General features: G+C 62.2%; 12 protein-coding genes. 3 read left to right on the forward strand and 9 right to left on the reverse strand.

Going from position 1 to position 13,186, the window contains the following annotated elements; translation table 11 throughout:
- From AYR66_RS08715 to AYR66_RS08725, 3 genes are all read right to left on the reverse strand, one after another.
- On the reverse strand, window positions 1–435 hold a 435-nt coding region (locus tag AYR66_RS08715), incomplete at its 3' end, for a citrate/2-methylcitrate synthase (protein WP_272938329.1).
- On the reverse strand, window positions 432–1,634 hold the full coding sequence (locus AYR66_RS08720) for a CaiB/BaiF CoA transferase family protein (protein WP_088707175.1): 1,203 nt from the start codon (window positions 1,632–1,634) through the stop codon (window positions 432–434). The genes AYR66_RS08715 and AYR66_RS08720, both read right to left, overlap by 4 nt.
- A 148-nt stretch (window positions 1,635–1,782) precedes the next feature.
- Complete coding sequence (locus AYR66_RS08725) at window positions 1,783–3,003, reverse strand: L-dopachrome tautomerase-related protein (protein WP_088707176.1); 1,221 nt, start codon at window positions 3,001–3,003, stop codon at window positions 1,783–1,785.
- 110 nt (window positions 3,004–3,113) lie between these two features.
- On the opposite strand from AYR66_RS08725, the gene AYR66_RS08730 reads away from it, so the two are divergent.
- Window positions 3,114–4,004 (forward strand): LysR family transcriptional regulator, encoded by an 891-nt coding sequence (locus tag AYR66_RS08730; protein ID WP_088707177.1) that lies wholly within the window; start codon window positions 3,114–3,116, stop codon window positions 4,002–4,004.
- On the opposite strand, the gene AYR66_RS08735 is transcribed toward AYR66_RS08730, so the two are convergent.
- Window positions 4,001–4,894 (reverse strand): LysR family transcriptional regulator, encoded by an 894-nt coding sequence (locus AYR66_RS08735; RefSeq protein ID WP_088707178.1) that lies wholly within the window; start codon window positions 4,892–4,894, stop codon window positions 4,001–4,003. The two genes, AYR66_RS08730 and AYR66_RS08735, sit on opposite strands and share 4 nt — an antisense overlap.
- 97 nt (window positions 4,895–4,991) lie before the next feature.
- Between AYR66_RS08735 and AYR66_RS08740 the strand changes: the two genes are divergently transcribed.
- Entirely contained in the window at window positions 4,992–6,194 is a 1,203-nt protein-coding gene (locus AYR66_RS08740; RefSeq protein WP_088707179.1) for an MFS transporter, read from the forward strand.
- A 139-nt stretch (window positions 6,195–6,333) separates the two neighbouring features.
- Here AYR66_RS08740 and AYR66_RS08745 read toward each other — a convergent pair whose 3' ends face one another.
- From AYR66_RS08745 to AYR66_RS08755, 3 genes are read right to left on the reverse strand one after another with little or no spacing between them, the layout of a single operon-like run.
- Entirely contained in the window at window positions 6,334–7,305 is a 972-nt protein-coding gene (locus AYR66_RS08745; RefSeq protein WP_088707180.1) for a tripartite tricarboxylate transporter substrate binding protein BugE, read from the reverse strand.
- A gap of 56 nt (window positions 7,306–7,361) precedes the next feature.
- Window positions 7,362–8,600 (reverse strand): CaiB/BaiF CoA transferase family protein, encoded by a 1,239-nt coding sequence (locus tag AYR66_RS08750; RefSeq protein ID WP_088707181.1) that lies wholly within the window; start codon window positions 8,598–8,600, stop codon window positions 7,362–7,364.
- 6 nt (window positions 8,601–8,606) lie between these two features.
- Window positions 8,607–9,794: an acyl-CoA dehydrogenase gene (locus tag AYR66_RS08755; RefSeq protein WP_088707182.1), complete on the reverse strand. Its 1,188-nt coding sequence runs from the start codon at window positions 9,792–9,794 to the stop codon at window positions 8,607–8,609.
- Between the two features lie 125 nt (window positions 9,795–9,919).
- Between AYR66_RS08755 and AYR66_RS08760 the strand changes: the two genes are divergently transcribed.
- The gene (locus AYR66_RS08760; RefSeq protein WP_088707183.1) at window positions 9,920–10,831 is read left to right on the forward strand and encodes a LysR family transcriptional regulator; all 912 of its coding nucleotides are present in this window, start codon (window positions 9,920–9,922) and stop codon (window positions 10,829–10,831) included.
- A gap of 148 nt (window positions 10,832–10,979) precedes the next feature.
- Here the strand turns inward: AYR66_RS08760 and aroD are convergent, their stop codons facing one another.
- Complete coding sequence (gene aroD, locus AYR66_RS08765; RefSeq protein WP_088707184.1) at window positions 10,980–11,768, reverse strand: type I 3-dehydroquinate dehydratase; 789 nt, start codon at window positions 11,766–11,768, stop codon at window positions 10,980–10,982.
- 19 nt (window positions 11,769–11,787) lie between these two features.
- Window positions 11,788–13,186, reverse strand: a 1,399-nt coding sequence (locus tag AYR66_RS08770; protein WP_088709696.1) for an aldehyde dehydrogenase, incomplete at its 5' end; no start/stop codon positions are given.

A 13,186-nucleotide genomic window follows, 5' to 3' on the forward strand; every position in this document is an offset into this window, starting at 1 on the left:
GGCGTCCAGCACGGTGTCGACTGCGTTAGCGAGTTCCGTGCCCTGTTCGGTGAGCGCGGCGATCTGCTGGTAGATCTGCATGCACTGCTGGCCGGCGCCGCCGTGGATGTCGTCCAGCGCATTGATGGCGGACGCCATCGCGCCGTTGAGCGGCAATCCGCAGGTGACGGCCATGCGCGAGATCGCGATCGACGGCGCTTGCGGGCCGTGGTCGACGCTGGCGACCAGCGCTGCTTCCAGCAAGTCGGACTGCGCGCGGGCGGGGAGTTCGCCGCGCAGCATCAGCCAGATCATTTCCGGGAAGCGCACTTCCCCGATCAGGTCCTGGACCGGATAGCCGCGAAAGCTGATCTTGCCGGGATGGATGTCGACGATGTCGGTGCTCCACCAGGCGGTGGCTTCCTGCAACAGTTGTTCGGGTGATTTCGTGCTCATACCGCACCTGCCTCCTTCAAGCCCTTGATCTCCTCGGCGGAATAGCCGAGTTCCTGCAGCAATGCATCGGTGTGCTCGCCCAGCCGCGGCGGCGGCGCGCTGATCTCTGGGTCGGCGCCCTGCATCTTGAAACCGGCGCGCGCAAGCGTGATCGGACGGTCGATGCCGGGTACATCCTCGAACGAACGCAGCAGTTCGCGGTGCTGCACCTGCGGATGTTCCAGCGCCTGCGGCACGGTCAGCACGCAGCCGGCAGGCACGCCGGCGCTGTTGAAAATGCTTTCCCATTCCTCGGCCGTCTTTTCCATCAGGCCCTTCTCGAGTTCCACGGTCAGCGCGGCGCGGTTCTTCTTGCGGCTCTCGCGTTCGGCAAAGCGCGGGTCGGCGGTCAGGTCGTCGCGGCCGATCAGCGAAGCCAGCGCCACGAATTGCTGCTGCTTGTTGGCAGCGATATTGAGCAGGCCGCTTTTTGTGCGGAAGGTGCCGGAGGGCGCGGCGGTGAAGTTTTCATTACCCAGCGGCTTCGGTATCTGGCCGGCGACGAGGTAGTTGGACACCACCCAGCCCATCGTGACGATGGTCGAATCGAGCATCGACACGTCGATGAAGGAGCCTTCCCCGGTCGTCGCGCGGCGCACCAGCGCGGAAGTGATTGCGAAGGCGCCGGTCAGGCCGCCGATCGAATCGGCCACCGGGTAGCCCACGCGCAGCGGCGCGCTTTCTTCGCTGCCGGTAATGCTCATCACACCCGACAGCCCCTGCACGATCTGGTCGTAGGCGGGCGCATTCTTCAGCGGCCCGCTCTGGCCGAAGCCGGAAATCGCGCAATACACCAGGCGCGGATTGACCTGTTTCAGGTCGTCGTAACCGAGGCCGAGGCGCGCCATCACGCCCGGGCGGAAATTCTCGACCAGGACATCGGCGGTTTTCACCAATCGGCGCAGCACATCCTTGCCGGCATCCGACTTCATGTCCACGGTGATCGATTTCTTGCCGGCGTTCTGCGCGAGGAAGGACGCGCCCATCAGGCGCGCATTGAGGGAAACATCGGCGCCGAGCTGCCGCGCGAGGTCGCCGGTGTCCGGAATCTCGACCTTGATCACATCGGCGCCCAGCAAACCGAGCTGGTAGGCGCAGAACGGCCCCGCCAGCACATTGGTCAGGTCCAGCACGCGGATTCCGTGCAGTGCTTGCGTCATTGCGTGCTCCTTGCGTTCGACATGTTTTCCATCCTTGGATCTTGCAGCGTCCGGAAAATAATAGAACACAATTCTTACCAATGCAACTTAAATTTAGAATCGAGTTGCGTTGGATAGAACTCTCTGTGGGACTGGCATGTCGGTTTGGTCAGCGCATGGCAGCGGGTGACGCCCCGTTCGACTGGTCCAATCGCATGCGCCACAGTTCATACCGCTCATTGCCCGCCTTCACGGCGCCGGCAAAGTGTTCGTTGAGCCGACTGGCAGTAAGTACGAGAAAGCCGTCCGGCGTCACTGCCGGCGTGTCGGGCCAGGAAATTCCGTCGTTGGCCGCCAGCAGGGACATCGCGCGTGTCATCGGGTCAAATCGCACGATGCCGTTGTGCGTGACATCAGTCATATAGAGACGGCCACGGCTGTCGGTAACAATCCCGTCGGTGTTGCCGCCAACGTCACCAATCGGCTTGATTGCCGAAGAGACAACCTCTTCGCTTGCACCCGCATTCGCCAGCACGTCGGCAGGAATCGAAAAGGCATGCGGGCCGGTGGTGACTGTCCAATACAAGGTTTGCGCGTCGGGCGACAGCGCGATGCCGTTGATGCCAAGCGTCAGCGGATTGCCCGGCCACACTTCATATCCATGCGAAACCACTTTCACGCCCGGCTCAGGCAGCACCGAACGATGGCGGTGCAGGACGCGTCGACTGGTGCCGGAGAGGAAGTCGGCGACGATGATGCCCGCCGAATTTTCCGGGGCGCTGCGCAGGCCGCTGTCGGAGATGTAGGCAATCTTTCGAACTTCGTCGACGGCGATGTCGTTGAGGAAGCTTCCCTTGCGATCGGCAACGGCGTCGAGCGGAATGCGTTTCACGGCACGACCGCTGTCCAACGCATAGACGACGATCTTCTGGCCGCCCGCAGGCGCCTCTGCCTCGCCCGCGACGAAGCCCATATCGAGTGCCCACAGCCAGCCGTTGCGGCGGTCGATATGGAAGCCGAGTACGTTGCGCAGGCTGGTTTCAGGGGCAGCATGGATGGCGTTACCTTCTTCCGACGGAAACGCAGTGAGGCGCGCTGGACCACCGTCCAAGGACGTGTCCAGGATGCTCAGCGTCGCCGGAGCGTCCGGGGCAATTAGTCGCGGCGTGCTCACGAACGCGCGCCCCCCGGCGTCGAAATGAATTCCCGCGATCGGCGCATTCACAGAATTGCGAAACGGCGTCTTCGCGGCAGCGCACGCACTCCAGGTCACGCCGGTGTAGCTGCGCCAGCGCTCGAGCACCGCACCGTCCGCGCTCCATGCGGATTGAACCATTGCGGCAGCCGCCGATACGGCGATGACGGCGCGCTTCGTCAATGGGAAAGTCATTGATGGCTTCATCTCAAGGCTCCTTTGAAAGTTGGTGCCCTCATTCTATTAATACCTCCTAACGTGATAAATTGCCTGCACTGAACATCATTAGTTCGCGAGGAGAACAAATGAGCCGAAGCTTTGAGTATTTGGGAGACGTTGAAGTGTTTTTGGCGGTGATGGAGCACGGCTCATTCACCGCGGCAGCAGTCGCGTTGTCGACCACCGCATCGGTGCTGAGTCGGGCAGTGGGCCGCCTCGAAGCGCGGCTGGGACAGCAACTGATGCGACGGACCACACGCCGCATCGGCTTGACCGATGCAGGCCGCCGCTATCTCGACCAAGCCCGCAGCGCATTCGATCTTCTCAAGGAAGCAGAGCAGGAAGCGCAGTCGCAAAGCGCCGCACTGAGCGGACGGGTGCGCATCAGCGCACCGACGACGTTCGGTCACTTCCGCTTGCCGGAATTGCTCAAGCCATTTCTGGCCCGTCATCCAGATGTCCGGCTTGAGCTCAACATCACGAACCGCAATGTCGATCTGGTTGCCGAAGGCTTTGACATGGCGATTCGCCTCGGGAATCTGCCCGACAGCGGCCTCGTCGCGCGAAAGCTGGAAGACGCAGGGCTGCGACTTGTGGCGGCGCCCGACTACCTGAACAGAGCCGGGGTACCAAAGAAGCTCGACGACCTGGCAAAGCATGTCTGCCTGCCCTTCGTGCTTCCCAGCACCGGGAAGCTTGGTACCTGGTCGTTCCGTATCGGTGACCAGGACGTCGAATGGCAGCCGGCTTCCGTGCTGGAAGTGTCAGACGACGTTCTCGGCACCGTCTCGATGGCCGAGCAGGGAATCGGGATTTGCCAGACCTACGACTTCATTGTGCGTGAGCGCCTGGCCAGCGGGAAACTGGTCGAACTCCTGCCCGGTCTGAATGGCCGGACGAGACCATTTTCCCTGGTGTATGCGCCGCACCGGCACCAGTCGGCGGCGGCTCGCGCGCTGATCAAGGTGCTGGCCTAGCCGTCCTCGCGCATCGCCGCAACCAGGTATTCCAGGAACACCCGGATGCGCGCAGCAATCTCGGTGTTGCGATAGTAGACCGCGTGTACCGGCTGAAGGACTTCCACCGTGTCCTTGACCAGTACCTGCACGAGATCGCCCCGCTGCCTGTCGGTCTCCGTCATGAAGTCCGCCAGGCAGGCGATACCGTGGCCCGCCAGAGCCAGCTGGCGGATCGTTTCCCCGCTCGATGCGCACAGGCCCGGCGAGATCTCGTAGTCCTCGCCGGCGCCATGCCGCAAAGGCCAGCGGTTCAGGCTCGCGGGTTGCGTGAATCCGATCAGGCTGTGCTTGCGCAAGTCCTCGACTGTCTTCGGTTTTCCCCGCGCCTTCAGGTAGTCCGGGGAAGCAAGCACGCGCAACGGATAGCGGCCGAGCCTCCGTGCATGAAGTGTCGAATCCCGAAGGTTGCCGATGCGGATGGCGAGGTCCGTCCGCTGCTCGATCAGGTCGATGAGGTCGTCGCTGGTATTGAGCTCGATGTCGATTTCCGGATATTGCGCCCGAAACCCGGCCAGCTTCGGAACGATCACGTGGAGCATGAACGGGGACGCGGCGTTCACGCGAATCTTGCCGGCCGGGCACTCCAGGCGCGCCGCCATCTGGTCCTCGGCCGCTTCCACCGCATCGAGGATCTGCCTGGCATGGCCGAGGAATAGCGCCCCCTCTTCCGTGAGCTCCAGGCGTCTCGTGGTACGGCGGAGCAGCGTCGTACCCAGCTTCTCTTCCAGGCGGCTCATGGCGCGGCTGACGCCGGACGCGGTCTGACCCAGCCGGTCGGCCGCGGCCGTGAGAGAACCTGTATCGATGACGGCGGTAAAGGTCAGCAGTTCTTCGAGGGTGGTTTTCATTATTGACTCCGGATCAAAAGAATTATGCAGATATGCGGCTTTTTCTGCATGAATTAAATTGAGAGACTGCCGGTCCGACCACTCAGGATGTTCAAAAATGTCACTCGCCTTGTTTGCGCTGACGCTCAGCGCTTTTGCCATCGGGACGACGGAATTCGTCATTGTCGGCCTGATCCCTACCGTTGCTGCCAGCCTTGGCATCACCGTCCCTTCCGCCGGCCTGCTGGTCAGCCTTTACGCGCTCGGCGTCGCCGTCGGCGCGCCACTCCTCACAGCCATCACCGGCCGGGTTCCGCGCAAGCTGCTGTTGCTGGCCATCATGGCGTTGTTCACACTCGGGAATCTGCTGGCATGGCAGGCGCCCGGCTATGAAACGCTCGTCTTCGCGCGCGTGGTCACCGGCCTTGCGCACGGCGTCTTCTTCTCGATCGGTTCAACGATTGCCACCAACCTGGTGTCCAAGGAAAAGGCCGCCAGCGCAATCGCCATCATGTTCGCGGGACTGACCGTGGCGCTGGTGACGGGTGTACCGCTCGGTACATTCATCGGACAGCAGTTCGGCTGGCGATCCACCTTCCTTGCCGTCTCCGCGCTAGGCGCGATCGCCTTCGCCGGCAGCCTGGTCTTCATTCCGCGTGGCCTGCGCCACACGCCGCCAGCAGCGCTAGGACAGCAACTGCGAGTCCTTGCCGAGCCCCGTTTGCTCCTTGTGTACGCAAAGACGGCTATCGGGTACGGCGGCACGTTCATCCCGTTCACCTTCCTCGCGCCCATCCTGCAGGACATCACGGGCCTGCAGACGAGTGCGGTGGTGTGGGTGATGCTGGTGTACGGCGTCTCGGTCGCAGCGGGCAATATCTGGGGCGGCCGCCTGGCTGACCGCATGGGACCGATTCCTGCACTGAAGGTCATCTTTGGTTTGCTGGCTGCGGTGCTGTTCCTGTTCACGTTCACTGCGCCGCATCCCTGGCTTGCCGTCGGCACCGTGCTGCTCTGGGGGGCTGTCGCGTTCGGCAACGTGCCGGGACTGCAGGTCTATGTGGTGCAGCAGGCGGAGCGCGTGGCGCCCCACGCCGTTGACGTGGCTTCAGGGCTGAACATCGCGGCATTCAATCTTGGCATTGCCGGGGCGGCTTGGGTGGGAGGCTTGATTGTCACGCATGCGGGATTGGCGCATACGCCGTGGATTGGGGCGCTTGTTGTGCTGGTGTCGCTTGGATTGACTTACTGGAGTGGCGCTCTGGACCGTCGTGAAGGCGTCGCTGTGCGGTTCGATGGCCCGATTCCTGCGGGGCATTGAGGCGATGTGACGCTCAAGGTCTTATCGAATTTTCTTCGATGACCCTGGTCCCTGGTTTCTTCGTGGAGACTAGCCGGGTCCGCCCCGGCCAGCATCCATGGAGAAACCAACGCATTGGGTCACCGAAGAAAAAGCAACATCAAGTACCCTCAAACTTGATCCCCTGCTTCTGCACCAGATTTTTCATCTTCTCCAATTCCGCCTTGATCTCGGCCCCATATTCAGTCGGCGTATTTCCCACCGGCTCCGCGCCGCTCGCAACAAGGCGTTCCCTGACTTCCGGCAGCTGAAGCACCTTCACCGCGGCATCATGAATTTTCGTGATGACGTACTCAGGTGTCCTGGCCGGCGCAACCACCCCATACCACGCGGGATCGTTGACCTGCTTGATACCGAGTTCCGCGAACGTCGGCACATTGGGCATCGCCTCCAGGCGCTTGTTCCATGCAACCGCGATCGGGCGGATCTTGCCGGCCTTGATATAGGACATCGACGACGGCAGGTTGTCGAACATCATGCCGATCTGCCCGCCGAGCAGATCATTCAACGCCGGACCGGATCCCCGATACGGCACATGCACGATTTGCGTGCCGGCCGCGAGGTTGAACGCCTCGCCCATCATGTGGTGAATGCTGCAGGTACCGGCGGACGCATAATTGACCTGTCCGGGGTTCTTCCTGACGTGCGCAATAAACTGACTGTAATCCTGCGCCGGAAAGCTGGGATGCAAGGTCAGCACGTTCGGTGTGCGAGCCAGGTTGGTAATGGGGATCGTATCCTTCAAGGGATCGAAGGCGAGCTTGGGATTGCATGCGACATTGACTGCGTGCGTCGACACCGTTGCCATGCCGATGGTGTAGCCATCGGGGTCAGATTTGGCCAAAGCGGAAGCACCGAGGCTCCCGCCGCCGCCAGCCCTGTTTTCAACGACGACCGCTTGCCCAAGTTCCTTTCCCAGCTTGTCCGCCACGATTCGGCCGACGATATCGGTCGTTCCCCCTGGCGCGAATGGAATGATGAACTTGATGGGCTTGGTCGGGTAGTTCTGGGCATGTGCGGCTGTCAATGTCATGCAGGCGATGATCCCTGCAATAAACGCATGCTTTTTCATTCTGACTCTCCTTGATTATTGTTTTACAACTTCAGAAAGGCGCTTGAAACAGACGATCAAAAAACATTCTTTTCCCGCAGACCGTCTATGTCCGCAGGGGTCATTTCCAGCCAGCTTTCGAGCACCTGCTCCGTATGCTCGCCAAGGGTCGGAGGAGGATTCCGGTATTGCACCGGCGAAGCCGACATCCGGATCGGATTGGCCACCAGTGGCACCTTGTCCGTCAGCGAATGGGGCATTTCGATGCGCATGCCGCGCGCCTTGACCTGCGGGTCGGCAAATACCTTGTCGAGGCTGTTGATCGGGCCGCACGGCACGCCGGCGGCTTCCATTGCCGCGATCCAGTCGTCCGTGGTCCGGCTCACCGTCACGCCACGGATCAGCGCGATCAACACCTCGCGGTGCCTCACGCGCTGCGGGTTGGTTGCGAAGCGTTCGTCCGTTGCCCATTCGGGATGGCCGGCGATGCCGCAGAAGCGTGCAAACTGACTGTTGTTGCCGACGGCGATAATCATGTAACCATCCGCCGTCGGAAAATCCTGGTAGGGCACGATGTTGAGATGCGCATTGCCCATCCGCCCCGGCACAATGCCCCCGACCAGGTAATTCGTCGCCTGGTTCGCCAGGCAGGCGATCTGCACGTCCAGCAGTGCGAGGTCAATGTGCTGCCCCTGCCCCGTCCGCTCGCGATGCGCCAGTGCGGCCAATACGGCAACCGTCGCATACAGGCCCGTCATCACGTCGGTCAGCGCCACACCCACCTTCATCGGGCCTTCGCCCTCCTCACCGTCGGGGCGGCCGGTCAGGCTCATCAATCCGCCCATGCCCTGGATCAGGAAATCGTATCCGGCGCGCGGGGCGTAGGGCCCTGTCTGGCCGAACCCGGTGATCGAGCAATAAATCAGCCGCGGATTGAGCTCTTTCAGGCTGTCGTAGTCGAGTCCATACTGGCACAAGCCACCCGCCTTGAAATTCTCGAGCAGGATGTCCGCCTTCGCGGCCAGTTGCCGGACCAGCGCCCGGCCTTCCGATGTGCCGATATCGATTGTCACGGAACGTTTGTTGCGGTTGGCGCTCAGGTAGTAGGCCGATTCGCTGGTGGGCTGGCCGTCATCATCCTCGAGCCAGGGCGGCCCCCACGCGCGCGTATCGTCACCACTGCCGGGGCGCTCGACCTTCACGACATCCGCGCCCAGGTCGGCCATCAGCTGGCCGGCCCAGGGACCGGCCAGCACGCGCGACAGGTCGAGCACGCGCAGGCCCGTCAGTGCGCCTTGGGGAAATGAGGTGTTCATCGGCGTTCAGAACGCGGCGATGCCGGTAATGGCGCGGCCCAGGATCAGTGCATGGATGTCGTGCGTGCCTTCATAGGTGTTGACGACTTCAAGATTGACGAGATGACGCGCGACACCGAATTCGTCGCTGATGCCGTTACCACCCAGCATGTCGCGCGCGACGCGGGCGATGTCCAAAGCCTTGCCGCAGGAATTGCGCTTCATGATCGAGGTGATTTCCACCGCAGCGGTGCCTTCGTCCTTCATGCGGCCCAGGCGCAGGCAGCCTTGCAGGCCCAGCGTGATTTCGGTTTGCATGTCGGCCAGCTTTTTCTGGATCAGCTGGTTGGCCGCCAGCGGCTTGCCGAACTGCTTGCGGTCCAGCACGTACTGCCGGGCGCGATGCCAGCAATCCTCGGCGGCGCCCAGCGCGCCCCACGCAATGCCAAAGCGAGCCGAGTTCAGGCAGGTGAACGGACCCTTCAGGCCGCGCACGTCCGGGAAGGCATTGATCTCCGGAACAAAGACATCATCCATCACGATCTCGCCAGTGATCGAGGCGCGCAGGCCGACCTTGCCATGGATCGCGGGGGCGGAGAGACCCTTCCAGCCCTTTTCCAGCACGAAGCCGCGGATTGCGCCTTCGTCATCCTTCGCCCAGACCACGAACACGTCGGCGATCGGCGAGTTGGTGATCCACATCTTGCTGCCGGTGAGCTTGTAGCCGCCGTCGACCTTGCGCGCGCGAGTCACCATGCTGCCCGGGTCGGAACCGTGATTCGGCTCGGTGAGACCGAAACACCCGATCCACTCGCCGCTGGCAAGTTTCGGAAGATATTTCTGCCTGGTCTCTTCATTTCCGAATTCGTAAATCGGCACCATCACCAGGGACGACTGCACGCTCATCATCGAGCGGTAACCGGAGTCGACGCGCTCGACTTCGCGCGCCACCAGGCCGTAGCTCACATAGTTGAGCCCCGAGCCGCCATAGGCTTCCGGAATCGTCACGCCGAGCAAGCCGAGATTGCCCATCTCGCGGAAAATTCCCGGATCGGTTTGTTCATGGCGGAATGCTTCCAGCACACGCGTTGCAAGGCGCTCCTGGCAGTAAGCGCGCGCCGAGTCGCGCACCATGCGTTCTTCGTCATTCAGCTGCTGGTCCAGCAGCAACGGGTCGTCCCACTGGAAGGCGGATGATTTATGCTTTGTGCTCATTCCGAACTCGCTTGTTGGTTTGTCGTGACGACACTGTACAATCATAAAAACAGTACAACAAACGATTTGTTCGCACTAAATTGTGCGCAAAACGCACTTGTAAATTGACATCCCGGAGCCGAAGCATGCGCCGAAAGATTCCCTCCACCGCATCCCTGTCCGCCTTCGAATCGGCGGCACGCCACCAGAGTTTCACGAAAGCCGCCGACGAGCTGGCCGTCACGCAAAGTGCGATTTGCCGGCAAATCGGTGCGCTGGAAGAATTCCTGGGTGTGAAGCTGTTTCGCCGAAGCAGGCGTGGCGTAGTACTGACCGAGGCGGGGATGAGTTACGCGCGAAAAGTCACTTCGCGGCTTGACGAGGTGGAGCGCGACACGCTCGAACTCATGGCCAAGGGCGGCTTCGGCGATACGCTGGAGCTCGGCGTGGTGCCGACCTTCGCCACCAAGTGGCTGCTGCCGCGCCTGCCGTCATTCGTGAAGCAGTATCCAGGTATAACCATCAACCTCACCTCGCGGGCGCGACCCTTCCTGTTCAATGAAACGCCATTTGACGCGGCGATCCATGTGGGCGAATCCGGATGGCCCGGGACGGAGGGAGTGTTCCTGATGCGCGAAAACCTGGTGGCGGTGTGCAGCCCGGCGTTGATTGCGCCGCGCACGACGCTCGGGCGGGCGGATTGGGCACGACATACGCTCTTGCACCAGAGTACGCGGCCCTATGCGTGGCGGGACTGGTTCACCTCGCGCGGCATGCAGGTTGAAGGCGACATGTCCGGCCCGCGTTTCGAGCTGTTCTCAATGCTTGCGGAAGCGGCGACCCATGGCATGGGCATTGCGCTGATTCCGCGCTTCCTGGTGGAGGATGAACTGGCGCGCGGCGTGCTGGTTCAGGTCGTCAGGCATGAGTACCTGAGTCCACGTTCCTATTACCTGATTTATCCGGAGCAAAAATCGGAGAATGCGTCGTTGAAGCTGTTTCGTGCGTGGCTGGAGGCGCAGGCGATGGCGTATCGGGAGCCTATGCGGTTGGGGTAATGCGTCTGCTGGAGTGCGCGGGCGTTGGGACGTGTTATCGGATTTTCTTCGGTGACCCAATGTATTTGTCTCTCCGTGGATCCTTGCCGGGGCCGGTCCCGGCTAGCATCAACGGAGAACCTACCCACCAGGGGCACCGAAGAAAAGATCAAACCTGCTTGCCACCCAGCGACTTCCGCAAAATCTCCAGCACAGTATTCAAATCCTCAATCGGCACCTGCCCAGGCGCCGAACTACTCGCCCCCACAGCAAAGCTGACCGTCGACCCAAACACCCACCCGAACATCCGGGTGAGCGACCCATACCCCCCCATCGACATGCTGACCAGTGGAATGCGCAGCTTCTCGCTCGATTGCAGCGTCGCCGTCAGCAGCGTCAACACATCGTGCAGATCGCGCGGCATCACCGCCACCTTGGCCACGTCAGCGCCCAGACGTTCCGCCTCAAGGAAGCGCTGGTTCAGCGTTTCCAGCCCCGGCGTGTACGAAAAATTGTGGAAGGACATCACCATCCCGATACCAGCCGCCTTCGATGCCGCTCGCACGCGCTGAAGGTCCGCAAGATCGTTGCTCATCTCGAAGTCGACCAGGTCGACGCAGCGGCTTTCGCACACCGTTTCGTACAGGCGCACCACTTCTTCTTCGGACAGCGCGATACGCTCGCCGCCTTCCTTGATCGAACGGCGGGTAAACAGCACCGGGATATCGCCGGCCGCCGCACGGATTGCTTTCGCGGTCCCGATCACCTCGGCGGCATCGCCGATTGCGTCGAAGAAATCGACGCGCCATTCGAGCAGGTCAGGCTTCTTCTGCACGATCTTCGCGGTTTCGGCGAGCACGTCGTCACGCTTGCGGCCGACGAGCGGCGTGCAAATCAGCGGACGCTTGCCGTCGCCGACGGGTTTGCCGCGCACTTCAATCAGTTTCTTGTTTTCCATGGAGTTCTTTCGAAAAGGTCTAGCGGCGTACAAACGGGTTCGGCACATCGAGATCGGTCGAGACCCACAGGCACTTGGTTTCCAGGTATTCCTTGATCGCGTCCACGCCGGACTCGCGGCCGATGCCGGAATCCTTGAAACCGCCGAAGGGCGAGGTAAAGCTCGTCGCGCGGTAGTTGTTCACCCAGATGGTGCCGGCCTTGATCTTGTCGGTCACCAGCATCGCGCGGTGCAGGCTGCGCGTCCACACCGCGGCGGCGAGGCCGAACTGCACGTCGTTGCCGATGCGGATCGCATCTTCTTCATCCTTGAACGGGATCACCGACAGCACCGGTCCGAACACTTCTTCCTGCGCGATGCGCATGCGGTTGTTCACGCCGGTAAAGATGGTCGGCTCCACGAACATGCCGGCGCCGAGGTCGCTGCGCGGCTTGCCGCCCAGGACACAGGTCGCGCCTTCGTCCTTCGCGATCTGGATGTAGCTCAGCACTTTTTCGAACTGCGGGCGGGTGGCGATGGGGCCGATCTGCGTGTCCGGCAGGGACGGGTCGCCCATCTTCGCCTGGCTCACGAAATCGACCAGCATGCTGACGAAGCGGTCGTGGATGCTTTCCTGCACCAGCAGGCGCGAACCGGCCTGGCAGCTCTGGCCGGAGGCGGCGAAGATGCCGGACACCACACCCTTCACCGCCTGCTGCAGGTCGGCGTCGTCGAACACAATGTTGGGCGATTTGCCGCCCAGTTCCAGCGTGACGGTCTTCAGGTGGCGCGCGGCGAGTTCATAGATTTTGCGGCCGGCCGCGTCGCCGCCGGTGAAGCCGATGTGAGCAACCTGCGGATGCGTGACCAGCGGCTCGCCCACTTCCTGGCCGAAACCGGTGATGACGTTGACCACGCCGGGAGGAAAGCCGGCCTGCGCGAACAGTTCGGCGAATTCCAGCATCGACGCCGACGTGAATTCCGACGGCTTGATCACCGCGGTGCAACCGGCGGCCAGCGCGGGCGCGAGCTTCCAGCTGGTGAGCGTGAGCGGCGAATTCCACGGCGTGATGATCGCGACCACACCCTTGGCTTCGTACTTGGTATAGGTGAGCACGCCCTTCTTGTCGGTCGGGATCACCGCGCCCTGCACCTTGTCGGCGAGGCCCGCGTAGTACTTGAAGTAGTCGCCCATGTAGCGCACCTGGGCGGTGACTTCGGTGGCCAGCTTGCCGTTGTCGCGGCGCTCGATCTCGGCGAGGCGCTCTGCGTTGGCGATGATCAGGTCGCCCAGTTTCCACAGCATGTGGCCGCGCTGCGTCGCGGACAGCGCCGGCCATGCGCCAGCGTTGAAGGCGCGGTCAGCGGCGGCGACCGCCGCATCGACGTCGGCCTTGCTGCCGCGGCCGATCAGCGCCCACGCCTGGCCGTCGCACGGG

This window comes from Noviherbaspirillum denitrificans, from assembly GCF_002211445.1.
Lineage (GTDB): Bacteria > Pseudomonadota > Gammaproteobacteria > Burkholderiales > Burkholderiaceae_D > Noviherbaspirillum > Noviherbaspirillum denitrificans.

What these genes read in the sequence shown, in the direction of transcription:
- AYR66_RS08760 (WP_088707183.1), top strand. Translation starts at nt 9,920, where the DNA reads ATGCGCCGAAAGATTCCCTCCACCGCATCCCTGTCCGCCTTCGAATCG.
- AYR66_RS08750 (WP_088707181.1), bottom strand. Translation starts at nt 8,600, where the DNA reads ATGAACACCTCATTTCCCCAAGGCGCACTGACGGGCCTGCGCGTGCTC.
- AYR66_RS08755 (WP_088707182.1), bottom strand. Translation starts at nt 9,794, where the DNA reads ATGAGCACAAAGCATAAATCATCCGCCTTCCAGTGGGACGACCCGTTG.
- AYR66_RS08720 (WP_088707175.1), bottom strand. Translation starts at nt 1,634, where the DNA reads ATGACGCAAGCACTGCACGGAATCCGCGTGCTGGACCTGACCAATGTG.
- aroD (WP_088707184.1), bottom strand. Translation starts at nt 11,768, where the DNA reads ATGGAAAACAAGAAACTGATTGAAGTGCGCGGCAAACCCGTCGGCGAC.
- AYR66_RS08730 (WP_088707177.1), top strand. Translation starts at nt 3,114, where the DNA reads ATGAGCCGAAGCTTTGAGTATTTGGGAGACGTTGAAGTGTTTTTGGCG.
- AYR66_RS08740 (WP_088707179.1), top strand. Translation starts at nt 4,992, where the DNA reads ATGTCACTCGCCTTGTTTGCGCTGACGCTCAGCGCTTTTGCCATCGGG.
- AYR66_RS08725 (WP_088707176.1), bottom strand. Translation starts at nt 3,003, where the DNA reads ATGACTTTCCCATTGACGAAGCGCGCCGTCATCGCCGTATCGGCGGCT.
- AYR66_RS08735 (WP_088707178.1), bottom strand. Translation starts at nt 4,894, where the DNA reads ATGAAAACCACCCTCGAAGAACTGCTGACCTTTACCGCCGTCATCGAT.
- AYR66_RS08745 (WP_088707180.1), bottom strand. Translation starts at nt 7,305, where the DNA reads ATGAAAAAGCATGCGTTTATTGCAGGGATCATCGCCTGCATGACATTG.